Source organism: uncultured Treponema sp. (genome assembly GCF_946187725.1).
GTDB lineage: Bacteria > Spirochaetota > Spirochaetia > Treponematales > Treponemataceae > Treponema_D.
The window spans coordinates 1-23,378 of record NZ_CAMHSK010000043.1 but is presented as its reverse complement, the minus strand read 5'-3'; the positions used below and the strand labels follow the sequence as shown (position 1 = coordinate 23,378).

At 38.7% G+C, this 23,378-nt stretch carries 22 protein-coding genes; 8 read left to right on the top strand and 14 right to left on the bottom strand.

Annotated elements, in window-relative coordinates; genetic code table 11:
- From Q0Q74_RS12275 to Q0Q74_RS12245, 7 genes are all read right to left on the bottom strand, one after another.
- The coding region (locus Q0Q74_RS12275) for a hypothetical protein (protein WP_294431267.1) at positions 1-534 on the bottom strand (534 nt) is incomplete at its 3' end.
- A gap of 8 nt (positions 535-542) precedes the next feature.
- Positions 543-1,718 (bottom strand): hypothetical protein, encoded by a 1,176-nt coding sequence (locus Q0Q74_RS12270; RefSeq protein WP_294431266.1) that lies wholly within the window; start codon positions 1,716-1,718, stop codon positions 543-545.
- A 5-nt stretch (positions 1,719-1,723) separates the two neighbouring features.
- Entirely contained in the window at positions 1,724-2,668 is a 945-nt protein-coding gene (locus Q0Q74_RS12265) for a hypothetical protein (protein ID WP_294431265.1), read from the bottom strand.
- A 23-nt stretch (positions 2,669-2,691) separates the two neighbouring features.
- A complete protein-coding gene (locus Q0Q74_RS12260; protein ID WP_294431263.1) occupies positions 2,692-3,195 on the bottom strand; it encodes a DUF1629 domain-containing protein in 504 nt (167 codons plus the stop codon).
- 18 nt (positions 3,196-3,213) lie between these two features.
- Positions 3,214-4,620, bottom strand: coding sequence for an AHH domain-containing protein (locus Q0Q74_RS12255; protein ID WP_294431261.1), 1,407 nt, complete (start codon positions 4,618-4,620; stop codon positions 3,214-3,216).
- Positions 4,621-5,877 (bottom strand): PD-(D/E)XK nuclease family protein, encoded by a 1,257-nt coding sequence (locus tag Q0Q74_RS12250; RefSeq protein WP_294431258.1) that lies wholly within the window; start codon positions 5,875-5,877, stop codon positions 4,621-4,623.
- 67 nt (positions 5,878-5,944) lie between these two features.
- On the bottom strand, positions 5,945-6,475 hold the full coding sequence (locus Q0Q74_RS12245; RefSeq protein ID WP_294431255.1) for a hypothetical protein: 531 nt from the start codon (positions 6,473-6,475) through the stop codon (positions 5,945-5,947).
- A gap of 319 nt (positions 6,476-6,794) precedes the next feature.
- Here Q0Q74_RS12245 and Q0Q74_RS12240 point away from each other — a divergent pair, with 319 nt between their 5' ends.
- A complete protein-coding gene (locus Q0Q74_RS12240) occupies positions 6,795-7,151 on the top strand; it encodes a hypothetical protein (protein WP_294431254.1) in 357 nt (118 codons plus the stop codon).
- 97 nt (positions 7,152-7,248) lie between these two features.
- Positions 7,249-8,229: a YafY family protein gene (locus Q0Q74_RS12235; protein ID WP_294431252.1), complete on the top strand. Its 981-nt coding sequence runs from the start codon at positions 7,249-7,251 to the stop codon at positions 8,227-8,229.
- A gap of 4 nt (positions 8,230-8,233) precedes the next feature.
- Here Q0Q74_RS12235 and Q0Q74_RS12230 read toward each other — a convergent pair whose 3' ends face one another.
- The 4 genes from Q0Q74_RS12230 to Q0Q74_RS12215 form a co-directional block, all read right to left on the bottom strand.
- Positions 8,234-9,880 (bottom strand): AAA family ATPase, encoded by a 1,647-nt coding sequence (locus Q0Q74_RS12230; RefSeq protein ID WP_294431251.1) that lies wholly within the window; start codon positions 9,878-9,880, stop codon positions 8,234-8,236.
- Positions 9,881-9,957: 77 nt separating this feature from the next.
- On the bottom strand, positions 9,958-11,310 hold the full coding sequence (locus tag Q0Q74_RS12225) for a hypothetical protein (RefSeq protein WP_294431249.1): 1,353 nt from the start codon (positions 11,308-11,310) through the stop codon (positions 9,958-9,960).
- 12 nt (positions 11,311-11,322) lie between these two features.
- Positions 11,323-13,353 (bottom strand): hypothetical protein, encoded by a 2,031-nt coding sequence (locus Q0Q74_RS12220; RefSeq protein WP_294431248.1) that lies wholly within the window; start codon positions 13,351-13,353, stop codon positions 11,323-11,325.
- A gap of 675 nt (positions 13,354-14,028) precedes the next feature.
- A complete protein-coding gene (locus Q0Q74_RS12215; RefSeq protein WP_294431246.1) occupies positions 14,029-14,859 on the bottom strand; it encodes a YdcF family protein in 831 nt (276 codons plus the stop codon).
- A gap of 172 nt (positions 14,860-15,031) precedes the next feature.
- Here Q0Q74_RS12215 and Q0Q74_RS12210 point away from each other — a divergent pair, with 172 nt between their 5' ends.
- Positions 15,032-15,949, top strand: a complete 918-nt coding sequence (locus Q0Q74_RS12210; protein WP_294431243.1) for a carbohydrate kinase family protein — start codon at positions 15,032-15,034, stop codon at positions 15,947-15,949.
- Between the two features lie 6 nt (positions 15,950-15,955).
- Here the strand turns inward: Q0Q74_RS12210 and Q0Q74_RS12205 are convergent, their stop codons facing one another.
- Positions 15,956-16,432, bottom strand: a complete 477-nt coding sequence (locus Q0Q74_RS12205; RefSeq protein ID WP_294431240.1) for an NUDIX domain-containing protein — start codon at positions 16,430-16,432, stop codon at positions 15,956-15,958.
- A 155-nt stretch (positions 16,433-16,587) separates the two neighbouring features.
- Between Q0Q74_RS12205 and Q0Q74_RS12200 the strand changes: the two genes are divergently transcribed.
- Positions 16,588-17,298, top strand: a complete 711-nt coding sequence (locus tag Q0Q74_RS12200; protein ID WP_294431239.1) for a putative ABC transporter permease — start codon at positions 16,588-16,590, stop codon at positions 17,296-17,298.
- Between the two features lie 63 nt (positions 17,299-17,361).
- Here the strand turns inward: Q0Q74_RS12200 and Q0Q74_RS12195 are convergent, their stop codons facing one another.
- Complete coding sequence (locus tag Q0Q74_RS12195) at positions 17,362-17,664, bottom strand: Dabb family protein (protein WP_294431237.1); 303 nt, start codon at positions 17,662-17,664, stop codon at positions 17,362-17,364.
- A 231-nt stretch (positions 17,665-17,895) separates the two neighbouring features.
- Here Q0Q74_RS12195 and Q0Q74_RS12190 point away from each other — a divergent pair, with 231 nt between their 5' ends.
- The 4 genes from Q0Q74_RS12190 to Q0Q74_RS12175 all read left to right on the top strand — a co-directional run bounded on the left by Q0Q74_RS12190 (position 17,896) and on the right by Q0Q74_RS12175 (position 22,365).
- Complete coding sequence (locus tag Q0Q74_RS12190) at positions 17,896-18,054, top strand: hypothetical protein (RefSeq protein ID WP_294431235.1); 159 nt, start codon at positions 17,896-17,898, stop codon at positions 18,052-18,054.
- Between the two features lie 350 nt (positions 18,055-18,404).
- A complete protein-coding gene (locus Q0Q74_RS12185; protein ID WP_294431234.1) occupies positions 18,405-19,304 on the top strand; it encodes a PBECR4 domain-containing protein in 900 nt (299 codons plus the stop codon).
- Positions 19,305-19,769: 465 nt separating this feature from the next.
- Positions 19,770-21,056 (top strand): DUF4143 domain-containing protein, encoded by a 1,287-nt coding sequence (locus Q0Q74_RS12180; protein ID WP_184660019.1) that lies wholly within the window; start codon positions 19,770-19,772, stop codon positions 21,054-21,056.
- Positions 21,057-21,384: 328 nt separating this feature from the next.
- A complete protein-coding gene (locus Q0Q74_RS12175) occupies positions 21,385-22,365 on the top strand; it encodes an Abi family protein (RefSeq protein ID WP_294431229.1) in 981 nt (326 codons plus the stop codon).
- A gap of 242 nt (positions 22,366-22,607) precedes the next feature.
- Here Q0Q74_RS12175 and Q0Q74_RS12170 read toward each other — a convergent pair whose 3' ends face one another.
- Positions 22,608-22,946 carry a hypothetical protein gene (locus Q0Q74_RS12170; RefSeq protein WP_294431228.1) on the bottom strand — a complete coding sequence of 113 codons (339 nt, stop codon included), beginning with the start codon at positions 22,944-22,946 and terminating at the stop codon, positions 22,608-22,610.
- Between the last annotated feature and the right edge of the window lie 432 nt (positions 22,947-23,378).

Below are 23,378 nucleotides of genomic sequence, written 5' to 3'. Positions count from 1 at the left end.
ATTTATAATTGTATAATATAATGAGTTTTCATCAAAATCTGGAAAACCATAAAAATCATTGATAATGCCAACAATTTTTACTTGTTCAAACAATATTGCAGTTTTTATACAAAGTTTATCACCTATCTTACAACGCAATCTTTTTGAAAGTCTTTTATTGATTACAATTTCATTTTTATTGTGAGGTAGCTTTCCTTGTAATAAAACTTTCTTTAAGAACATATTTGTTTCTTTTGCGTTTATTAAGAAAGATGAAATGTAGCAATTTGTGTTTTCGGCTTCACAAGAAAACACATCATCTTCATTTTGATGAAGCGTTTTGTGTATGCGGATTTTACTGTTATCTAGAAAAAATGTTTCTGGTTCATCATTAAATGAATGTTCCGTTCGTATATATCTGCTATTAGATTTTTCTAAAAAAACGGTATGCTCTAAGCGTGGAAATATATTATTGCATACAAAAATAGCACTAAGAAAATAGCTTGCAATGAGAAATGAAAATAATAGCATAATTTTTGTGACAATTAATCGCATTGCAAAAACTATTCTTCAGAGTTCGTTTCTTCCGATATTATCATTGTTTTCTCTTGAGAGATTGTGTTTTCATCTACGCTTTCGTCTATTGTTTTTTTAGATTTGCATTTCCGATAAATAATTTTATTTGTGATTCTTATCAAAACAATTGTTCCAGCAATATTACTGAAAAACAAACAAAGTAGAGAAATCTGGCTAGTTTGTAAAGATTTTTTTAATAGTATAATCACGGTAAAAAAAACAATAGTTACTAACACTTCAGAAAAGACAAACTCCCCTAAGAGGTTTTTAATTGTTTTTCCATTTTTAATATTACTTCTATATGATTTTGATGTGCCCAATATAAATATTAGCCAGAATAAAATTGGTATAAAAAATACAATTAATACTGAAAAAAACAAATTCATATTTCTCAATCGTTTATTTTCTACATACACGGATTTCATATTTGCTCGAATTTGTGCAATGTTTATTATTTCTTTTGCAACTTCGGCTTTACCTATAGACTCTTTCATATAGTTATAGGTTTTATCATTTTTATACCAAGACCGTTCTCCCACTCGTCCTAAAGCTCTGTAGTCTTTATTGAAATATTTCTCTGCAATGGAAAAATCAGAAACTTTTACATAAGCCCCTGAATAAGCTAAGTTCTCTACTGTTTGTTCTATATCAGATTTAACTTTCTCTGTAAACAAAATGCTTGCTGTTGGTCGGGTTGCGAAATGATTTTGTTGTGTAATACCGCAAACGGAAAATGATATACTGTCATTTCCAAATGAAATCTGAACGGTATCGTTTACCGATATATTTAAGGATTTACAAATTCTTTCATCAATAATAATCGTACCTGATGAAAGAGGAGCTCCTTCGAGCATTAGTTTTTTCGAAAAAGGTGATATTTCCAAATCCGAAGTATTTTCAAAAAGATAAATATCTGTTTGAAGTGTTTTCCCATTATATACAAGCTTTTTGCCAGTCATATAATATGGTGTAATATCGGTGACAAATTTCTTTTCTTTTATTTCTGGAATTTGTGAATACCATGGTTTGGGAATTATAAAATCAAAACCAATATTATCGTAATATGAAAAATCATTGTTTGTTTCTTTTGAATCTTGAAGTAAAGAGAATGAAATCAATGCAAGAATTATACCTAAAACAATACTTGAAATGTGTTTTTTCATGCTCACTATTCCTCAATAAATTTCATTGTCTGAACAATGTCGCAAGTGCTTTCAACAATTTTATATTCAGGTGTACCATAAGTAACGCAAATCTCGGCATCTCCAGTCTCTGCAGGTGTGAATAAGAACTTTATTGTAGGATGTAAATCTTTATTATTTTTGATAAAGAAAGAAAATCTTCCCTCGCCAGATATGTCATTTTCTATTGTGATACGCTCTTTTTGTAAGCCACCATCATATTGAACTTCAATGTTTTTACTTTTTGAAACTACAATTTCTACAGGAATTAATAAATCAGCAGATTTTTGTTTTCGAGAAGCTTTTTTAATATATTCTTCTAACATAGATGCATTCATTTCGATTATTAATTGAACTTCTTCATTTACAGGGAACCTCGGTAAAAAATATTTTGAAGCATCACTATTTTGGGCAGCACCATAAATATTAGTTTTGATTTCATCAGAATTATGTCTTGTAAAAACAAATCTCGTTTCTACATTTATATATTCCGATAGTTCGCCATTTGCTAATGAATATACAAGTTTTCCCCCTGTAATTCCTCCTGCAATGGCTAATACACCGCCTGCAGCCGCACCGACAATGGCTCCAGTAATGTTCCCAAAAACTGGCACAACTGTTCCTGCGGCCGCACCAGTTACGGCACCTGTTGTAATGCCGGCTATAACGCCTGTGAGGACTCCAGCTCCAACACCTGCGGCACCACCAATAACAACTCCACCAGTAGCACCAGCGGCAGTCTTGCCATACTTTGCAGCATCTGAACCTTTCGTATCTTTTTGCTGTTTTTCATATTCTTCTCTTTGCTGGTCTAAAACAGTAACTTGTTCATTATTCTCGGGAGAAGTTTTTTCGTTTTTATTTTTCCCTAAACAACCATTAAAAAGAATAGATGTGGCAACCAATGCAATAATAGATTTTTGAAGTTTCATATTTTGCCCCTTTTCAGTAAAGTTTATTCGCTAAAAACTATATAAAAATCTAAGCCATTATAACCGTTGACTTTATACTTTTCAACGAATGTATCTGTAACAAAAACTGGAGACCCCTGTATAGGCAGAGTAAAAGCATCAATTTCCTTTATTACTTGTGTATTAAAGAAATACTTACGGATTCTTTTTAACTGTTGTGTTCCAGCAAAGTAGTCTATTATTGATTTTTCATAATCTAATGCATTTATAATAGGTGCATCTAATAGCGAATAATCGTCAGTATCTTGTAGCTTTAAGAATTTGCCAGCCGATTTAAAAATATTAGTTGCGCGTTCTGAAAATGCTAAGAGCATTGAATTATCAATAATTGTAATATCTCCAAGTTTATCTCTATTTACTTTTGCAAGAGAAAAATGAATTGAGTTTATGTATCTATAATCTTTTTCTTGCAGCATTTCTAGGTGCTCTAAGGAATCTGTTTCATAGAATTGATAAGTATCAGCAATTATAGGTTTAAAAACTGTCATATTAATATTCCTTTTTTGTTATAACCAGAATGGCTTGTTTGTCATCATAGCTTTTCGATAATCCGCAAGGACTTCAAATATTTGTTCTTTTGATTTACACTTGCTTAAGTCTTCATATAAACTCTGAATCATTTTTATTTCGTTATTCGCTCCATGAACTTCCTTATGATGTTGCATCATATTTAAAACACCGCACCTAACTTCATCATCAGCTAGCAGAACACAATTATGAGGATCATTTATATCTATATCATATTTTGAAATGATTTCTCTTAATTTAGCACCAAATTCACCGCCACCTTTTTTGGGTATTATGTGATGCGCCTGTGCATATTTAGGAGCTTTTATATTAAAGAATGTTTGATAATTATATTTCAAAATTATTCCATTACTATCAGAAATTGGTACCCCTAATATCAAGTTTTTATAACTGCCTTCTATATGTTTACATTTTAAAACAGGTTCCCAAAGTTCTTCTATTATTTTAGTAATTTCAACTTTGTCTGTAGCTATAAGCCCATCTCTAGGATCAAGAAAACCTATTAATTGATTTTTTTCAAGAAGTAGTCCGTCTGGAAGTTGACCGTTTTTATTACACTGTATATTACGAAGATTTCCATCAAAATCAAAAAATTGATTTTTTTCATTCCTAAACAAAATACATTTTCCAGATTTATCTTTATTGAAGAGTTTTCCTAAAGGTTCTCCTCCATTAGCCCTATATACTATCCCATTTTTATCAACAATATGTTGAATTTTACCTTTTGAATTAAGAACAGGAACTCCTTTTTTCAATTCTTTCGCAGATTTTGAGCCACTTGCAATTGCACCTGTAATTGCTCCCCACATGAAGCCATCTGCAGACCCTTCGATAGCAGCCTTATAAATTTGAGCTTTAGGTTCTCCTTTGAGAAATGCAAGCGAACCTGTGATTAGAGCATCTGTGGCAGCTCCAATTACAGCCCCACCAGCAGCGCCTGTAAAAGCCCCTGTTGCAATATAACCTGCAGTTGCTAGTGGCAAGGTTCCAGCACACAATGAAACAACCCCTGTAATTACTATTACCGTTGTTCCAATACTGTATTTTGTTAAAACCTTTTTCCAATCTATACGATATTTTGACGGAACACTTTCATCAAAAATATCAGAATCTGTTTCTTTTCCAGTTATCGTTAATGATGTAATTTTATAGTTTCGTAAATCAATGCCCTCGTAATAAACACCGTTTATGACGCTTCCGGTATAACTGATTGGGTATAGTTCTATACCGTTATATTCAAATGGTTCAATAAGGCTTCCAGAATAAGTCTCTGGTTGATACTTTGAACCAGAATATGACAATCCTGTATATGTGTCTGAAAAGGTTATGCTTGAAACAAAAATGAGAAAAGTTAATATTGCGAATAATTTACGAAAAAAAATCATTTATTCCTTGTTGGAGAGTGATTGTAATGAAGAGAAAAAATTTTTAATCTTTATTTTGCAATCATCAAAATCCTTAAATGTATCAGATTTATTATAACAAAATTGATTTAATTCAAAACTTTGGGATAGTAAACACTGCTTTATGTCATTATTTTGATTTATTATATTTTGGAATTCACTAGGACTGGTTATCCATCCATTAGAGTTCCTGTAATAGAAACAAAATGATATTTTACTTTCTTTTTCAACACAAATATCACAGCCAAAATAACAATCGTCGTCTATATGGGGTACTTTAAAGCCTAGGAATACTAAAGTCGCTTTATATAATCCAACATTAAATGTGAAAGGTTGTTTATCGTTTATGTTTTGTTTGTTATTAAAATGACTTCTTAACAAAGAAGTTATTATCTGAGGATTAGTAGGATAAATATCATATTTTAGTTTTTCTAATTGCTCTTGCAGATTTTCAATATCCTCTATGCATTTCTCCTTGTCAGCTTCAGTTGGTGAATCTGTTATTTTTAATATTTTTTTAAGCTCTTCATTCATTTTTTTATTATACTCCTTTTCCCATTTCCTTTCACCAAAGCGTGATTCGAAGAAATCTATATATTGATACAGTGCGGTTTCTATTGTTTTTTCATTTTTTCCATCTAATGATTTCAAATAAAATCTGAATAATGGTAACAAATGATCACGATAGTTTATTTCAATAAAACGCCCGTGATTATCTTTATATTTAAGAATTTCTTTAGCATATTCAGTTAATGAAATATTTGAAACTTCTTTCGTACCATCATTTGTTAGATAGACAACATATATATTTTCAGGATTGATATATTGTTTTTGTGCAGTATTAATGTAATTTTGTAATTGTTCATATTGATCAACTGCACCGTTTATTTTGTTTTCAATAATAATTGCGTTATTTTTTGAAGTAATATATCCGTCAATATATGCAAATTGTCCTGCAATATCATAGGCAGATATTTCTGAATCATCGATTTGAAAGCCATTATTTAATTGTTCATTTAGTAATTTTATAAACTCTTTGAGAAAAATTTTTTTTCCATTTGAATCTTCGTAATTCAGAATTTTTAATAGTATTCTTGTGTGAGCATTTTCATTTGCATGAAGTTCTTCAATAATATTGAGGTTATATTTCAAAAGATTTTTATTCTTTTCTTTTGCATCGAGATATGCTTTTATAATTTCCGCAAGCTCATCATCTGAGATTCCATTTTCTTTATTCATTCTATTTTAAGTATATCATAAGTTCCTGACATTGCAATAATTCTAACTTGAAAAGAGATCTTTCCCCTCACCCCTCATACCTCTCAATCAGCCCACTTAATCTCTTTACATACCCAATGATGAGATTCACCAGTTCGTCCGGGGAATCCAGAATCTCGTTGAAAACGGACAAATCCCAGTCTTTGTATTTCCCTTCGATTATATCTCCCCAAAGGAAGCTGTATACTTGCCCGTATGGAGATAAAGGTTCTAGCAAAGCTCTTAATTTCTGATGCGGTTCTTTCTGCGAATCTTCCAGTTTTATTGTACTTGCGAAATTCTCGTAAACGCCATCTGTGCTGACTCCTGAGAAAAAGAAATAGATGTTCAGGTTTTCCCATTCACTTTTTTTGAATGAGAATTGCAGTTTTTTTGGGGAGCTGTCGGATTCGAAAATATAACCTGATTCCTGTGCGAAATTTCTTAGCTTTGTGAACAGTTGTTCCTCAACGATTCTTAGCCGGGTTTTCTCAAAGCATTGTGAGATATAATAGGCTGATGTAAGGTTTTGTTTCATTTTTATAAAGTTGATAGTGCTTTCTTCGATTTCTTTTGTCATCTTTTGTCTCCTTGTGATTTAGATTTGATTCGATGAAGTTTTCCTAATTTCCGTCAGTTATTTCCCAGAAATATTTCTGACTGCAAAGAAACTCCACAGCAGATTTTTACGATATGGCACATTCAAAAAGTGGTTTAGAAAACATAGCTCCCCCTGTTTTGCTTCATTGTAACCCGGGTGGTCTGTCATACGATGATATATCAGTTTTTTCCCCAACCAGCCTTTTCCATCTTTCCTTCTCTTCTTTTTCTCCTATAGCATGATTTGACATATCAGCTGGCGTAAAATGCAAGAAATCTCATCTTAAAGGAGGAAAATTATGAGAAAACTTTTTGCAGCGGCGGTATTATTAAGTGCAATCTTTGGGGCACAGGTCTGGGCGGATGGAGCTAGAACTTACCGCTACATAGTGCAGACTTCGAGCGGAAACACGCCTATCGTCAGTGTAATCAATGCGGCACGGGAGCCTGATAATCTTCCGTCAAACTGGATTGACTTGAATACTCCGAAAGGCCGGCTCAGTGCGGAAGGTGCATGTCGGAATGTAAAACGCTTCTACGATGCAGGGCTTATACTTCTTACATACTCAGACTTTAGTAAAAACGAAAATGATCCTGAAGTCAGCTACATCGATTCCTGGGAAGAACTGATGCTTTATGTCCGTGGAAAGAAATAAAAAAATCTCTCCGTAAAACGAACAAATACTTTTTTTACTGCTATGTCATTCAATGACATAGCAGCGGGTTTAAGATATACTCCAATAGGAGAATCTAATGACCACAAAACGACACGCTGACAATCACCTGATGCTTGAGAGGCTGATGAATATTCATGCGAAAATCAAGTCCGGCTGTTATCCCAGCGCAAAGCAGCTTGCATTTGAGCTTGAAGTGAGCCTTTCGACGATAAACCGTGACATCGAATTCTTAAAAGACCGCTTCAATGCACCGATTGTGTACGATGCAAAGCAGAGAGGAATCTTTTACAGTGAAGATTATGACATGCCTCTCAATATGATTTCCCCTGCTGACCTAATGACTCTCTCGACCGCAAAGCAGTTGCTTTCGCATTATGAAGGCACGCCGGTTTTTGAGGATGCGAGCAGAATCATCGATTTTTTATGTGACACTCAGACCGCAGGAAATTCTAGCTTTTTGAACAGAATCGCTCTTCCACCTTCACCAAAAATCATTGTCGATGAAAAAATCTGGAATTTAATCGTAAAAGCCATGCAGAAGAATTTGAAAATTGAATTCGACTACAACGGAAGATGGCAAACCAAAACCTCGCACAGAAAAGTGAGACCATATCAAATTCTTTTGGACGAAGGAAGATGCTTTCTCTTCGGATTTTCAGAAGAACGGGATTCAGAACGGATTTTTTTGCTCAGCAGAATCAAAAAACTGACTCTGACTGAAGAAACTTTTTCGCTTCCGAAAGACTTTGACTTTAATTCAAGGTGTGCTGGCGGGAAATTCGGAACATTCCTTGCGGAAGACTCCGACGAATTCGTGATTGACTTCTACAACGACGGCCGGCAATATGTGAAAGAATGTGTTTGGGCAGAGAATCAAAAAATCACTGACTACGACGACGAAAATCGCACGGAAATTAGTTTTGTGTCGAGTCAGGGCTTAAAAATCCGGGAATGGGTTTTATCTCAGGGAGCAAACGCAAGACCATTGAAACCGGAATGGTTCGTAAAAGACTGGAAAAAACAACTGGAAGAAATGCGGAAACTTGCGGAAGGGTAGGGGACTACTTTACGAACCGCTCAATCTTGCATTCGTGGACTTTGGTTTCTTCATCATAGTTCACGCCAACAAAGAGAATCTCACCCTGCCAGTTCTCAAGGGAATCAAAATATTGCTTCTGGCGAATCTGGTTGAGCGCAGTCTCCGGGCAGGAATTACGCTTTAGCTCGATAATCATTGCTGGCTTGTCTTTTTTGAGCGGAACATAAACGATGTCGGCATAACCTTTCCCCGCAGGCATTTCTTTTGTAATCAGATAGTGGTTTATCGCATACAGATAAGCGAGGTAAATCGCACTCTGGAGAGATTTTTCGTTGTTGTAGCTCATGTTGCTCGTGACATGGATATGAGATTTATCAAGGGCTTCGGCAACGGCTTTTTCGTTCCCGGCAAAGGTTTCTTCAAGAAGCTCACGGGATGCGGTTATAATTTTGTTTGTTTCTGCGTAATCTGCGTTATCCTCAATCGCTGACTGCCATTCCAAAAAAATCTCCCTGTTCGGAATGTAACATTCTTTTTCTTCCTCATCGTAGGCAAGATAGCCCAAATGAATTAGGTAAGTGAAAACATCATCCTTGCTGTAGAAAGTGTTCATGTAATTGCGGTATTTGAGTGTGTTAACTGGAACCCGACCTCCACCAAGCATCCTGATTACGGCATCTTTCGTGCCATCGAAATTCATTTTGATTCTGTCGGAAATAACTTCGTAAGAAGAAGTTGCGCTCCAGTAGGAACGGAATTCGCCGGAGACCATTACATTGTAAATTGCCTGCGGATTGTAAAGTTCAAAGCCTTTTAAGTTGTAGCCGTCATACCAGCTCTTGCAGTCGTCGAAGCTCCTTTTGTATTTTTTGCAAAGTTTTTTTACTTCTGGTGTGGTGAATCCGATGAATTCCGCCAGATTTTCAGGTTGAACCATAGTGTATTCACGGAAAGTGTTCAGCTTGGACTGAATCTTCTCGCGCACGACCGGTAAAATTCCCGTGATGTAGGCAAGGGAGATTGCAGGACGGAGGGTTTCATTCTTAAAGAGTGAATTGAGGAAGGCAAGGTAAAGCTCAAATTCTTCGTCTGGAACCTGAGCACGAACCATAACATCGTATTCATCGATGATGATTATGAAAGTCTCTTTCTTTTGTGCGTAAACCTGCTGGATAAAATTTGCAAGCGATATGCTTTCCGGAAATTTTACATCCGGGAAGTATTCCTTGAATTCACCGCAAACAAGTCTTGTCACTGTATTTATGAAAAGTTCTTTCTTTTTTTGTGCAGGGCTTTCGGTCTCCTTTTCCAATGTGCTTTCCGCCTGATTTTCGGAAGAAAGCTCTGTATGCCAGTTTGAGAACATAGCATACAAGTCAATCTTAATTACATTGAATTTATTGAGATAAGTTTCAAAGGTCTTTTTTTTGGAAATCTTGAAGGGGGCGAAAAGCTCTTTTGAGTCGGCACCTTTTGAGTAGTAGGCTGAAATCATATTTTCAGCAAGTGACTTTCCGAAACGGCGGGGACGGCTCACGCAGACAAAATCCCGGGCAGGGTTATTGAGAAGGAGATTGAGTTTTTCGATGAGCAGAGTCTTGTCAACATAGTCATTTGTCGCCACGAAATTGCGGAAAGCGTCATTGTCTGGATTTAAGTAGATTCCCATAGAGATGATTATAGCACAGTTTGGGCGGGAATTCTATGCAGTCAGCGGTTTCTGGGCGCGCTGACTGCAGGCATCTTTTAATCACTTATCATAAGTCCGTCGGTGACCGGGCTGTACTCCATTGTGATTGTCTTGTCGCTTACCGTAAAGCCGGTTTTTGTCTCAAATGTGATTGTGAGCGTGGTTTTGTCGCCGTTTTCGTCCAGTACATAGTTTGCGCTGATTGTTTCGATATCTACATATGTGTCTGATTCCGATTCATCGTCTTCATCATTTGCAGGAACAGCTGTAAATATCAGTGTATCGGCCGTGGTCGCTGCATCTATCGTATCATATATCGTCACTTTTTCATTTGCGTCAACTGTCGATACCATGCCGCGTAAACCGCTGAATGTAGCGATTGTTTTTTCGGCTGCAGAAGCGTCATCTCCATAGATGAAAATCGCATTTTCTGGCACAGAGTAGTGCTGAGTCAGGTAATAGTCGTAGGTCACATCCTCATGGTTGTAGGTGTCGTCGTCGTTGATGTAGGATTCGGTGACTGTCTTATTCTTTTCATAGCTGAATGAATATGGCTTGAATGCAGATTTTACAATGGCCCAGTCGTTCGCGGAAAGTTCGTTGTAGCGTGAGTCGAAGATTGCTTGCTGTTCCTCGATTTCCTCTTGCGTGGCCGCATCGTCAGAACCGAGGGTTGTTTTGGTTTCGCCGATAGCTGCGCCCACAAGTTCAATCGGGTAACCTGTGTACGGTGCGATGTTTACCACTTCTTCTTCGTCCTCAATGTTTGTGGTTATCTTGTACACATGCACGGAAACGACATTCGTAAACTCGGATGCGCTGTACTCGCTTTCAAATTCCGTATAGCCAGGCACTTCCTCAAAGAGAGGGCTTTCAATGCCGTTGTTCGCTTTGATTTTTCCGTTTGTCGTCATCACCGATGTTGTCTCGTCACCGGTTTTGGTATATGAGGTCTTGTTGATGAATGTGTAGACGGTGCCGTCTGTTGCGGTACATGTGAGCGTTTCGCTCTCATACCAGCTTGTGATGTCATTTGTGATGATGTGCGCAAATCTGAAGTCTTTTGAGTTCCAGTATCCGATGTAGTCGTTCTCGGTAACCAGACGGCCGCTTCCGTCAGGAGCACAGATTTTCTGCATCTGGAATGTAAGCGTAGTGGGAGTCGCTTGGTATGTGTAAAGATTTTCATCCTCGCTCAAAATTGAGCCGTGCATGGTGATGTAAGCGGTGTGCGCGCCCACAAACCGTGCGTCAAGCAAGGAGCCGTAGAGAGATGTTCCTTCAAGGCTGACAGCCGGAGTTTTGTCATTTTCGTCATCGCTGTCATTCGAGCATGCGGTAAGCACTGCAAGCGCAGGAATCAAGCATATTGCAGTAAGTGATTTGATTATCGTTCGTGTCAGTTTCATTTTTCAGCCTCCTTAATTTGCAACCACTGCGGTGTCGGTCTTAACAGGGTAGTAGAACTTGTGTACCCTGTTCGTCAGTGTTTTCTTACAGACTTTGTAACTATCGCTTATATCGGTATAGTGGCTTGTTTTTCCATAATGGCTGACATGGTATACATAACGGCCTACATAAACGACAGGACATGCTTCATGCCCGCTTTGTTCATAAGTCGCGCTTGAATTACCAACGACGACCGTAACAAACGGACAGTACTCATGCCAGTTGCCGGCATTGTACCCTGTCGCGACTCTCATATAGGTTCTGCGGTTTGTGATAAAAAAGTCTTCATAGTCCTGTGCTGTTACCGTATTAAATGTAAATGCACTTCCGTCAGCATTGGTAAAACCAACCGACTTGAATATTTCAAAGAGTGCTTTATGCGTTACGCCTTTTGAAGAAGAAACGGCATATGCATCAAAAATCTCTTTGTACCATTCTTCAGGCATTGCCATATTTTGTGCCTCCGTGCAGATGGTGTTTGCGTCTGAAGGCGGTGCTTTCGGCCCCAAGCCTGCATATAAACGGGAAGCGTTATAGCGGTAGTTCGATTCTTCAAGTATATTCTTTTTTGCAACCTTGCTGCCAGATCCTTTTTCTATAGACGGAGTTGCCCATTTGCTGCTCATCACTTTTGTGTAGTCTATTTGGGCGAGCGTTCCCGTAAAAGTCTGCCCCTGCCATTTGCTGCCCCATTTCTGATAAATCGGTGTGGAATGGCGCACGATAGGGTAGTTGGTATTAAGAGCCAATGCAGCATTCACATGAGAGAGCAATTCGCTGCAGTTAGTGGAAGAAGCATGAAGCGTTTCGGTAAGCGCATAATACCAGTAAGCAAGAGTTGCGCTCATGGCAATAAGCGCACTGTCCTGGTCACGCATCGCCTGCCGCCATGAGTAGCCTTCTTGCTCCCACACAAAGCACACTTCAGCGTATTTGTCGTACAGCTGGTACATGTTGAAGCTGTCGTTTGCGGTGCCCTTGTTGGTGTCGGTCAGGTATTTGCAGAGCTTGAACACGCTCGATGCTCCTGTGCTTGTATTTGCGCCCCATGCTTTGACCTTTGCTTCTATTTTTTCGCTGATAGTCTGTGCGTTGTCTTCAAAATACTTTTTGAACGCCGCACCTGCCGCATCAGTTGTTAAGGCGACATCTGCCGCCGCCGTTGCGTTCTCCCAGCTTGCGCTGTCGATGAATCCGCTTAAATAGGAAAGTTTTTTTTCTTTTGTATTGAGTTCGGCAATTTTTGCAGTGTAACCTGCCGCATCGTCTTGATACTGGGAGGCGACTGCTGCCTCAAAAAGAACATCAATAATACTGTTCCAGCAAATCATCGCATCAGTGTAGATGTTATTGTACTGGTTGTCCCGGTTCTGCATGACCGTGTAGTAGCGGGTCAACTCCCCCTGAAGCTTGGTTTCGCTGTAGAGCTTTGTTTCCATTTCTGTAAGCATGGTCTGCATGGTAGCAAGCTGCTTGTCGATTTTGTCGAGCTTTCCGCTGATTTCCTTTAAATAACTGGAAGTGCTCTTTACGATGCCGAGCGCGTCAAGCAGATAGGTGACGCCAACGCCCGCGACCGCGCCTATCGTGCCGCTAAGAGCCGTGCCGCCTGCCCAGGTGAGCAGGGATTTGCCCGAAAAGTTTTTTACCATGTCACCGAAGCCGTTGATTGCAGCTTCTTTTGTATCAAGGAGCGGGCCTTGTATGCCGTCTGCTGCAAGTGAGCGGCTTGCACTGACAGAAGCTATACGACTGGTGGCAGTACCTTGAAATGGCGTGCCGTTCTTTGCCCAATAGTTGTTTAAAAGTGTGATGTCGTAAGCAGGGTTTCCGGTAAAAGCAACGAGCGAGTCACCGCTTATGCCGGATTGTACAGCCATGTTCCCGTCTGACTTTGCATTCGTATCTTCAGAAACACTACCTATACTATTCGTGCATGAAGAGAAGAAAAATGTAAGCGCCGTAAGAGCCGCAACCGGTACCTGGAATAAGAGCTTTTTCATAGGTAAAATCCTCCTGAAACAAGTGTAAGAGTATTTTATTCCCCTATTTTTTCTGCCGTCAAGTTTTTTATGTGAATGTTGACCGGTCATTTGCCTTATTCTGGCGATTTTTAGTTTTACATTCATTTCTTGTGACTTTCTTAACAGCCTTGCCGAAGATGACACCCCCGAAAAAGACCCGAACCCGCAAAATCCGGAAGATAATCCGAGTGACACCCCAGTGGTTATTCCAAAAGAAAAAACTCTCTCTTTACAGGGGGTCTGCTGAAGCTGCTTTTACCGAAAGACTTGCAGTTTGTGACGGATACAGCAAGCTCCGGTAAGAAACTTAATGACAAGTGGTTTGACACTGACCCCTGCTATTTCATGTTCTCACATTTTATGTTCCGCTGAGTAAAGAAAGTGAGGTGAAGAATTCTGTTACTAACTACAATTGGGAGGGAGACACGGAGTTTGCTGCTTTCGTAAATTGGATGAGGAATGCAGTATTTCTTTGAGTTTAGAAAGCATGAGACCCGAAAGCTTTTTGCAAATGAGATAATCCCTGTTCTCCTTGTGCATATAAAAGATACTGCTGGAACTGCATCCGTGACAATGCAATCTGTCCTCTGTGCCTTTACTCCTTCGGTGAAGTGTTTGAGTAACGGCTGACAGATTACAGGTTTTTCTGCGCGTCTAATCCAAAATCTTCTGAGGTTTTCCGGTCAATAGAATCCGAAGATTGAGCTTGATGTACGCGCAGATTTCCCTTGAATAACAGTCCAGGACTTTTAAAACCGGGACTTTAGAGCCAAGGCCGGTTATGTGCGTAAAGCCCATTCGGTCGGCCAGACGCTGTGCACGGGCAAGATGGAAAAAGCTTGTGACAATCAGAATGTCACTCTCCAAAATTTGTGACTGAGGGCAGTTTTTGTATTCCGCAAGCATTTTGCAGCTGAACTGAAAATTCTGAATCGTGTCCAGCGCATTTGGTTCAACAAGCACGCGTTCAGGCGAAATTCCAAGTCCAACGATAAAAGCCTTTAGTGCAGGCGCTTCAGGCGGAAGATTATTCAAAGTGCCGCCGGTCGCTATTGCAATCGCATTCGGATTTGCCTTCAGATAATCGGCGGTCAGAGCAGCCCTTGCCTTTACGACTTCAGGAAGCTCGCCGTTTCTGCCGATTCCGCCTCCCAAAAGAATCACGATATCCGCATCAGTTTTTTGCGCAACTTTCGGATGACAGATAAAATACATATTAATAGAAGAAATTATGATTCCGGCAATCAGCAGAATCACGACAGTCTTTTTCTGCCAGTTTTTTAACGCGTACCATAGGCTCATCCCATGATTTTTACGGTAAGTTCCGACGAATATGAGGAACGCGCCAATCAGAAGCCAGACATTGCAAAAAGCAAACAGCTCGCTCAAAACAGTTCCCGGATTCATAAAATGAAGCACCAGCGAGTAAGCGATAAACATCTCGGCAAGCACATACTCAATAATATAGAAGATTTTTGATTTCATATAACATCCCCAAAATAGAAGTAAGAAAGTGCTAATTATAAACAAGGAGCTTTCCTATAGCAAGATTCCAATTAACAGATTTTATCGTCTGTTTAGTGAAAAAAAACAGATAATGTGATACAATAAATTGTTTTTACAGTGTTTTGAGAATCAAATAATCTAGGTGGAAAGAATGAAAAATATTTTGTGTTCAGGAAATGTTTCGGTTGATATTAAGGCTTATTCTGTTGAAGTTGATGATACTGAAGCATACCGTGACGGTACGATTGAACTTGTGCCGGGTGGGGTAGGGCGCGGAATGGCGATCAACTTGAAGCATCTCGGAATGAATACTTATATCCACTCGGTTGTCGGAAAAGACATTTTTGGCGAGTACCTGCGGAACGGTCTCAACGAGGAGGGCGTAAATACCTCTCTTCTTGGCGAAAGCCCTGAGCGAAAGACAGCTCTTTTTTCCGTTATGGCAAGCCGAGGAAAGAGTGCCACCTGTATATATTCAACACAGATTCTCCGTGAAATCACATTCGATAAAAAAGTAGAAAAATTCATTGAAGATAATCAAATTTCAGCAATCGCCCTGGACTCAAATCTTTCAGAAGAAGCGCTTGAAAGTTTTTACAAGTACAAAATGAAGCATCCTGAAATCTTCGTTTTTCAGAATGCAACCGCTCCGGACATTGCAAGAAAGACCATGAAATATGCCGGTTTGATTGATTTGTTCGGCTGCAATGAATTTGAAGCGGCCGCGATTCTTGGTGAAAGTTCCGTCATTCCAGATTTAAACACAGCCGACAAGTTTCAGGCACTCGGCTATAAGAATTTTATCATTACCTTCGGCGGGCAGGGCGTAATGGTCCGAATCGGTAAAGATACCTGGAATGAACCGCCTTATACCCCGTCTCAGATTATCGATACAATCGGTGCGGGTGATGCGTTTGCTTCTGGTTTCTTGATGGGATTCCTCGAAAATGATCCTGTAAAACTGTGCATCCACTACGGACTTGCCTGTGCCAAAGAAACTCTTTTGACTCGCCAGACCGTAAGCGACCGCCTGAGCAAGGACTTTTTGACAAAATATCAGGTCAAATAAGCTGATTTACATGTCTCTGGTTATGAAATGCAGCACATCTTTTTTAGTTTCGAAATCGACGGTTTTGTAGAAGTCGGGATATAGCGTTTTGCTTGCGCAGTCGTTCAGGTCAACCCATTCAAGATATTCGCCGGTCTTTACATTGTCGGTGGGCGTACCGTTTTTTATTGATTTTAACTCAGCACTTGTTTTAATCAGGAAGAATATCGAAATTTCGTGATAGGGCACTCCATGCTCACAGAAAAAGTTTTCATGAATTGCGAAAAGACGCTCAATTTCTGCTTCGAGACCGGTTTCTTCTTTTACTTCCCGAAGAACCGCCTCTTCAAGCGTTTCGCCAAAATGCACCCTGCCGCCCACAGAATATAAAAAATCTCGTGTTTCGCTGGGATTTTTAGCCATCAGCACGCGGTTCTTGTCACGGATAATCGCCCCGACCCTGAAATTGAATTTTCCCTCATCTGTCTTAAATGTACAATCCATTTTGTTTCCTTGATTTTAGCGTAAAACGGTACTGCGAAGAACGAAAAACAGCATACCACAAATCAGATATATTTTATAGAAGAAAATGAATTGATGGTCGCGAAATGGAAAATTTGATTTAATGAAAAAATTGCTTTAGTATTGATGATAAGCTTATGAAATTCTTTCTTGTAATTACATTTCTCTTTTTTGCAGGCAGCTTGATAGGGTGGGGGATTGAGCTGATTTTCCGCCGCTTCTTCTCGAAGAATAATCCTGAGCGTCGCTGGATAAATCCGGGGTTTTTGACAGGACCGTATCTTCCGCTTTATGGGTTCAGTCTTGTGATTCTGTTTTTGCTTTCGTATATCGATGTAAGTTTCATTTCGAATCCGCATTTGCAGAAGGCCGTTTTGTTCGCATTGATGGCACTCTGCATCACATTTTTTGAATTCATTGCCGGAATGATTTTTATTGTCGGCATGAAAATCAGGCTTTGGGATTATTCAAAAAACTGGGGCAACATCAAGGGAATCGTCTGTCCGAAGTTTACTTTTTACTGGTGGCTTCTGAGCGCAATCTATTATTTTTTGATTCATCCGAAGATTCTCGAATGGCTTTTCTGGTTCACGAATCATATTGAATTCAGTTTTGTCGTCGGATTCTTCTACGGCGTTCTCTGTGTGGATTTAACTTATTCCCTGCAGATTATGACAAGAATCCGGCAGTTTGCAAGTGAGAATAAAATCATTGTCCAGCTTGGAGAACTTCAGCAGCATATCCGCCGTAAGAATGAGGAGAACAAGGAAAAACTTCATTTCTGGCTTACAATGAAATCAGAAAAAAATCCCCTGCTGGAATACCTGCGCGAAAATATAAAAAAATAAGTGTAAGGGGTGCCTCGCGCTCATTTGTTCAATTTCAAGCTCAAGGCATGGACTTCGGGGACCTTACACCTCAAAATCAAGACATGAACGGCTTACTGTGAACGGACGCACCTTGCTGTCAGCGACGGCCACATGCTCCGGATGTTTTGCATAGCCTTTGAGCGCTTCTTCGGATTCAAAAGTTGAGTCCAGCATTAAGTCAGCATTGGAAGAGGCGAGACGGCCGCTTGTGTTTACTTTGATTTCAACAAGACCCGGAATCTTGCCTTTAAGCCCCTCAAGACCTTCTTTGATTCCCGCTTTTACAGATTCCTTCTCAGAATCGCTCATATCTTTTAATGTCCATAAGATTATGTGTTTTACCATTTATGACTCCTGCCCGCCATTGTACCACAAATTTGCAGGAAAGGCACGCAGAACCCCTGCTGAAATAAAGCAGTTGATACTTGATTTATTGGCTACTCGCAACATGGCAGCTTCTAAAATCGTAGAGCTTTCAGAATCATCGTTTTGGGGTAAAATCTTGAACAGGTTCGCTGACTTAATCTCAAAAATATGTTACTATCTGCTTGTATTTAGCATGCGAAGATTTAGACAATGAGCAATTATTACTGTATTTGGGTAAAAACCGGAAAGGAGTATATTGATCCGTTGATTCCTGGGTATGTTTTCTGGGAAGCGGATTTTAAGCTTGTCGTACCAGGAGCTCCAGAAAAAAGAGGAAAAATAAGAGTATCTCCAATGGCTAAGGATTAATTTAATTTTGAGAAAGTAACAACGAGAACCCGATTAAAAATCAGGAATAACGCATAGGGCGTTGTCCTTACGTTACTTCAACCAAAATATAAAAACTTGACAGCTATAGGATTTTGCCTTATATTAATTAATGTAGGTAGCAGGTCTTACCTATGAAGCCGAAAAAGCCGAAAGAAATCTGATAGTCGTGGGTTTCCTGGGCAATGTGGCTTAGTCTAAGGGTTTATAGTTATATCCAAAAGACTATCTAAGGCATGGTGCATATCAGAATTAGGTCTGGTAGTTCTATGTTGAAAGAAAAAACTATTTCTTGAGGAAGCTCTTGCCAGTCGCAAGGGCTTTTTGTTTTTATGACAAAGAAGATAAAAGTAATAAAAAATTCAGACAAACTTAGTGCTGCTTTCTCCGCCTATAATAGCTTACTTAATATTGAATATGAGATAATTATTAAAAATGGGGGCTGTATTGAATCTTTTGCAGAAAAGAAATTTTCTGCACTTACGGCCTGCAATCTTGAAAAAGAAATTCTGATAAGCTTTTTCAAAGAGAATTTTTATCATCTTACAGGTTTGCATCATTCAAATCTTACGAAACTTACACAGTATAATCGTAACGGAAAAACACAAGCTAATTTTTATGATGATGTGAAAAATGGAAAAGTTACTGATGAAGATTTGCAAAATTCAGAGCGAAAAGATTACATTTTGCAAAGGCTTGAGATTCTTTCAAGCCTTGAGACAATAATTGATAAGGCTTCAAATTTAAGAGATTATGATGGCTTTCTTTATGTTGAGAATAAGAAAAATGGTGTGGTGAAGGGAAAAGAAAAAATAGGAGCGGCTAACTGTTTTATATACAACAATGAAAATGATTTAATTTTTCCAGAAGCTGATAATATTTTTATTTTCTTTTCTCTGAACGGAGTAAAAACATATCCGACCAAGCAACCGAGGTACCTCAGTTACTGTACAAATCCATGTTCGATTGTTTTTAAGGAGAATGTTGAGGAAGAGGATTACAATCGCGGTCATAACAGGCTAACAGTTCTTGTTCGTAAGAAAGATTATGCAAATAATAAAAGAGAAACGCTTTATATTGCCCCTGGCTATGTTGTAAACAGAATGAACATCATAAAAAAGGAACTGGAATATTATAAGGCTGATAAAAACAGGTTTGAGGCAGTTCTTAGACATCCTAAAGCAACGGAAGAGTTTAAAAAAGAACTATTGTCTTTTATGGAAAGTTTGTGAAAACACCTGTAAAACTCAAGTGCATTACCTGCGCCCGGTAAAAACTCCAGATGTCCGCTGAAAGTTCGTAAAAGCTTTTCCTAATCGGCTATGTTAATCCGTTCAAATCTTGCACGGTTTCGCTGACTTAATCATAAAAATGTGTTAGTATTTAAAAAGGTATTGAGTAAGCAAAGAGTATATTGATCCGTTGATTCCGAGCTATGTTTTATGGGAAGCGGATTTTAAGCCTGTCGTACCAGGAGCTCCAAAAAAAAGAAGAAAAGTGAAGTTACGTCAGATGACATGGACTACTACTGTATAATGTTTTTTTTACAGTCGAGGCGAAAATCTCAATATATACGATTAAAATACCACAAAAACTACGATTAAAATACAGCAAAAACTACGATTAAAATACAGCAAAAACTACGATTGATATTGCGCAAAAACTACGAACGATTATAATAGAAATCGGAGTTCGACATGGAATATAGACAGAGATTGCAGGATGAGGAACTTGCTTTTCGTTTGGAATGTAGTGGAGCTGTTTTGATAGAAGGCCCAAAATGGTGCGGAAAAACTACGCTTGCAGAACATCATTCAAAAAGTGTCATAAAAATGCAGGATCCTGATAAACGGCAGGGGTATCTTCAGACGGCTGCGACAAAACCTTCTCTGTTGCTTTCTGGTGAGAATCCAAGATTGATTGACGAATGGCAGGATGCTCCTGTTCTTTGGGATGCGGTGAGACTTTCTGTTGATGCCAGGAATGAAACAGGCTTATATATTTTAACAGGTTCGAATTCCGTTGATAAATCAAAGATAAATCATTCTGGGACTGGACGCATCGCAAGGATGCGGCTTGAGACAATGAGCCTTTTTGAGACAGGGGAATCAAACGGAACTGTTTCACTTTCTGCTTTATTTGTAAATCCGCAGATGGAGATAGAAGCAAAGTCAGATTTGGAAATAGAACAGATAATTTTCGCTGCCTGTCGTGGTGGGTGGCCTGGATTTCTTGCAAGAAAATCTGACCGTGCACAACTGCAGATTGCGCGCGATTACATAGACAGTGTGTGTGAGACAGATATTTCTACCGTTGATGGTGTAAAACGAAATTCAGTATGGGCTGCGCAGATTTTAAGGTCTTATGCCCGGAACATTTCTACACTGGCAAAAGAAAGCAATATTTTAAAGGATGTTGTATCGGCATCTGAGTCAATTTCTCATGATACTTTGTCATCTTATATTCAGGCTTTTGAAAAACTCTTTATCATTCAGGATATAGATGCCTGGTGTCCTTCTATCCGGTCTGCTTCTGCTATTCGTTCCGGTAAAAAGAGAGGATTTTGCGACCCTTCGATAGCCGTTGCAGCTTCAGGCTTGAATCCCGAATATTACATGACGGATTTGCAGTCATTCGGATTTATATTTGAAAGCCTGTGCATGAGGGATTTGCGTGCGTACAGTGCCAAATCTGACGGAAAGATTTCGTATTACCACGACAGATACAATCTGGAAGCTGATTGTGTTCTTCATCTTCGTGACGGGAAATATGCTCTCATTGAATTCAAATTGGGAAGTAATGAGATTGAAGAGGCAAGTTCGCATCTTCTGGAAATAAAACGTCTCGTATGCGAATATAACGAAAAAGGAAGTGCACCACTTCTTCGGGAACCTGATTTGCTTATTATAATTACAGGTACAGAATATGCATACCGAAGACCAGATGGAGTTTATGTGATTCCGATTGGATGTTTACGGGATTAAAATTTTTCCTTCATTCGTAATCAGGGCACGGCAAGCACTTATCTTGCACAGATTCACTGACTTAATCATAAAAATGTGTTAGTATTCAAACCGTATTGAGAAAACGAAGATTTGTACTATGAGCAATTATTACTGTATTTGGGTAGAAGATGACAAAAATCTCTTAAACACTCTGTTACATATCTATTCTCTTAAATAAAGTGTTACATATTTTGATAACAGAAGTGTGACAAAGCTTAAACTGCACTAATTTACATGTTTAGTGCAATATAAACTGCATTATTTTATAAAAGACGACAAGAATTCTAAAAAATGATAAGATTAATCTATGTCAAACATCCAGAACAAGCCTAAACTAACTTCATCCCAGCTTATTCAGAAAATGAAAACAGATAAGGGAATTACTTTCAATTTAGTTTCAGAAGCAAAGGCCCAGAAATATCTGTTCAATGAAAATAATTATCTGCGAACTGCTTCATACAGAAAGAATTATCAAAAATATCTGAATGGCCAAAACAAAGGCAAATATATCAATCTTGATTTCGGTTATCTCAAAGAACTTGCTGAAATTGATTCGCTTCTCCGTACAAAACTTTCTAAAGCTTGTTTTGACTTGGAACATGATTTGAAAATCCGACTGCTACAAGACAGCGAAACAAATCAAAAAGAAGACGGCTACAAAATCGTAGAAAACTTTTTGAAAGCTAATCCTTACATTGTAGGAAAACTTGAAGCTTCCTGTACATCTCCTTTTACAACAAATCTGCTGAATAAGTATTTCACTGTTGCTCTTGTGTATAATAATCAGAAAAAAAGAAATGAATACAAAATCACGGCTTTTAATGATTGTCCAGTCTGGGTATTTCTTGAACTCATTACGTTTGGTGATTTTATTAAGTTTTATGAATTTTATTACAAGGTAATGCATATTAAAATGCCGATTAATATTTCCATTTTGAAAATGCTCAAGAATTTGCGTAATGCCTGTGCTCATAATAACTGTCTTATTGCCGATTTGCAGATTGGTACAACATTTGTCCCTGTTGAACTTGGTACTTTTGTTTCAAATATACAAACTATAAGTAAAAAACAGCGTCAAAAGAAAATGTCCTGTCTGCCGGTTCTTGAATTTGTCAGTGTTGTTTATTCATTAAATCGAGTTGCTTCAAAATCAGCACTAACAAAACATAAACGAGAATTAAAGAAACTGTTTGAAAAACGAATGCTGAAGCATAAGGATTATTTTATTGATAACGATATTATAAAATCGAATTACGAATTTGCGCTAAAGGTTTTTCACGAACTTTGATTTGACAGCAATTTATTTCTGTATTATATTATAATCAGATTGAAGAACACATTATTTGGTGTTTCTTACGAGAGCGGCGTTGCGACGGCGCTCTTTTTTTATATAAAAAAAACTTCCCAATTATGGGGAGCGTGAAATTGATTATCTCTCTTGTTAATAGAGTGGTGTGGATTTTTCAATAAGACAGTCAATGGGGCACGGCGAGCATTGGCACAATTAACCGCACCCCATTTGCGCAGATGTCAGTTTCGTAATTTATACAATGCTCCCACTGAGAAAAATGTTCCGGCTATTATAAATAGTTCCGTTACGGCTGTCTTCCTCCAGAATGAACGGCTTCTTAAAAGTTTTTCTGATTCTTTTCTGAAGTTCGCATTAAGCTCCATGTATTGCGTATCAAGTGCTTTACTGACTGTCTCATCAAGAATCGTCTCCAGCTGCGCTATCAGCTCTTCGTCTTGCGGACACAACAGCATCTCGGATTTTCTGCTTTCCTTCGGATATAGTCTTTCTGCATGAAGCGGAAGGCTTATTGCCAGTGCCAGAAGCACGATTATTGATTTCTGAAAAATAACTGTCATTCTGTTTTCCTCCTATGGTTCCCAATGTTTTAGGCATGATAAAACCGCAGAGCGCGGATATTATTACCGAAGCCCATGCTGCTTCTCCAATGTAGCCTTTGCAAAGAAGCATTGTCGCGATAAGGACAGCCGCCCCTTTGTAACCTGCAAACTTCCCTATAAGAAGCAGAAGCCTCTTTACAATATTTGATAAGAGCTCTGGGTATGAAAAATCAATCCTTCTCATATTTTCATTCCTCTTTTTATCATAAGCAGATGCGGGTACAGCCGACGGAGCTCAGCCTCTGTGCGCCAGTTTCCTTTTTGTCCTGGTTCGCTTCTTGAGACATTCATAAACATTCCAATGTGGCTCAAGGAAGGGCACAGCATCAGGCTCGGTAATTTCGGAATCCTCCGCCTTACATTCAAATCTGATGGCAAGGCGAAGGAAGA

Coding starts and splice junctions, on each gene's coding strand:
- Q0Q74_RS12240 (WP_294431254.1), top strand. CDS start 6,795: ATGAGAAAACTTTTTGCAGCGGCGGTATTATTAAGTGCAATCTTTGGG.
- Q0Q74_RS12215 (WP_294431246.1), bottom strand. CDS start 14,859: ATGAAATCAAAAATCTTCTATATTATTGAGTATGTGCTTGCCGAGATG.
- Q0Q74_RS12210 (WP_294431243.1), top strand. CDS start 15,032: ATGAAAAATATTTTGTGTTCAGGAAATGTTTCGGTTGATATTAAGGCT.
- Q0Q74_RS12220 (WP_294431248.1), bottom strand. CDS start 13,353: ATGAAAAAGCTCTTATTCCAGGTACCGGTTGCGGCTCTTACGGCGCTT.
- Q0Q74_RS12225 (WP_294431249.1), bottom strand. CDS start 11,310: ATGAAACTGACACGAACGATAATCAAATCACTTACTGCAATATGCTTG.
- Q0Q74_RS12255 (WP_294431261.1), bottom strand. CDS start 4,620: ATGATTTTTTTTCGTAAATTATTCGCAATATTAACTTTTCTCATTTTT.
- Q0Q74_RS12270 (WP_294431266.1), bottom strand. CDS start 1,718: ATGAAAAAACACATTTCAAGTATTGTTTTAGGTATAATTCTTGCATTG.
- Q0Q74_RS12230 (WP_294431251.1), bottom strand. CDS start 9,880: ATGGGAATCTACTTAAATCCAGACAATGACGCTTTCCGCAATTTCGTG.
- Q0Q74_RS12170 (WP_294431228.1), bottom strand. CDS start 22,946: ATGACAGTTATTTTTCAGAAATCAATAATCGTGCTTCTGGCACTGGCA.
- Q0Q74_RS12175 (WP_294431229.1), top strand. CDS start 21,385: ATGTCAAACATCCAGAACAAGCCTAAACTAACTTCATCCCAGCTTATT.
- Q0Q74_RS12200 (WP_294431239.1), top strand. CDS start 16,588: ATGAAATTCTTTCTTGTAATTACATTTCTCTTTTTTGCAGGCAGCTTG.
- Q0Q74_RS12180 (WP_184660019.1), top strand. CDS start 19,770: ATGGAATATAGACAGAGATTGCAGGATGAGGAACTTGCTTTTCGTTTG.
- Q0Q74_RS12205 (WP_294431240.1), bottom strand. CDS start 16,432: ATGGATTGTACATTTAAGACAGATGAGGGAAAATTCAATTTCAGGGTC.
- Q0Q74_RS12190 (WP_294431235.1), top strand. CDS start 17,896: ATGAGCAATTATTACTGTATTTGGGTAAAAACCGGAAAGGAGTATATT.
- Q0Q74_RS12250 (WP_294431258.1), bottom strand. CDS start 5,877: ATGAATAAAGAAAATGGAATCTCAGATGATGAGCTTGCGGAAATTATA.
- Q0Q74_RS12235 (WP_294431252.1), top strand. CDS start 7,249: ATGACCACAAAACGACACGCTGACAATCACCTGATGCTTGAGAGGCTG.
- Q0Q74_RS12260 (WP_294431263.1), bottom strand. CDS start 3,195: ATGACAGTTTTTAAACCTATAATTGCTGATACTTATCAATTCTATGAA.
- Q0Q74_RS12195 (WP_294431237.1), bottom strand. CDS start 17,664: ATGGTAAAACACATAATCTTATGGACATTAAAAGATATGAGCGATTCT.
- Q0Q74_RS12185 (WP_294431234.1), top strand. CDS start 18,405: ATGACAAAGAAGATAAAAGTAATAAAAAATTCAGACAAACTTAGTGCT.
- Q0Q74_RS12245 (WP_294431255.1), bottom strand. CDS start 6,475: ATGACAAAAGAAATCGAAGAAAGCACTATCAACTTTATAAAAATGAAA.
- Q0Q74_RS12265 (WP_294431265.1), bottom strand. CDS start 2,668: ATGAAACTTCAAAAATCTATTATTGCATTGGTTGCCACATCTATTCTT.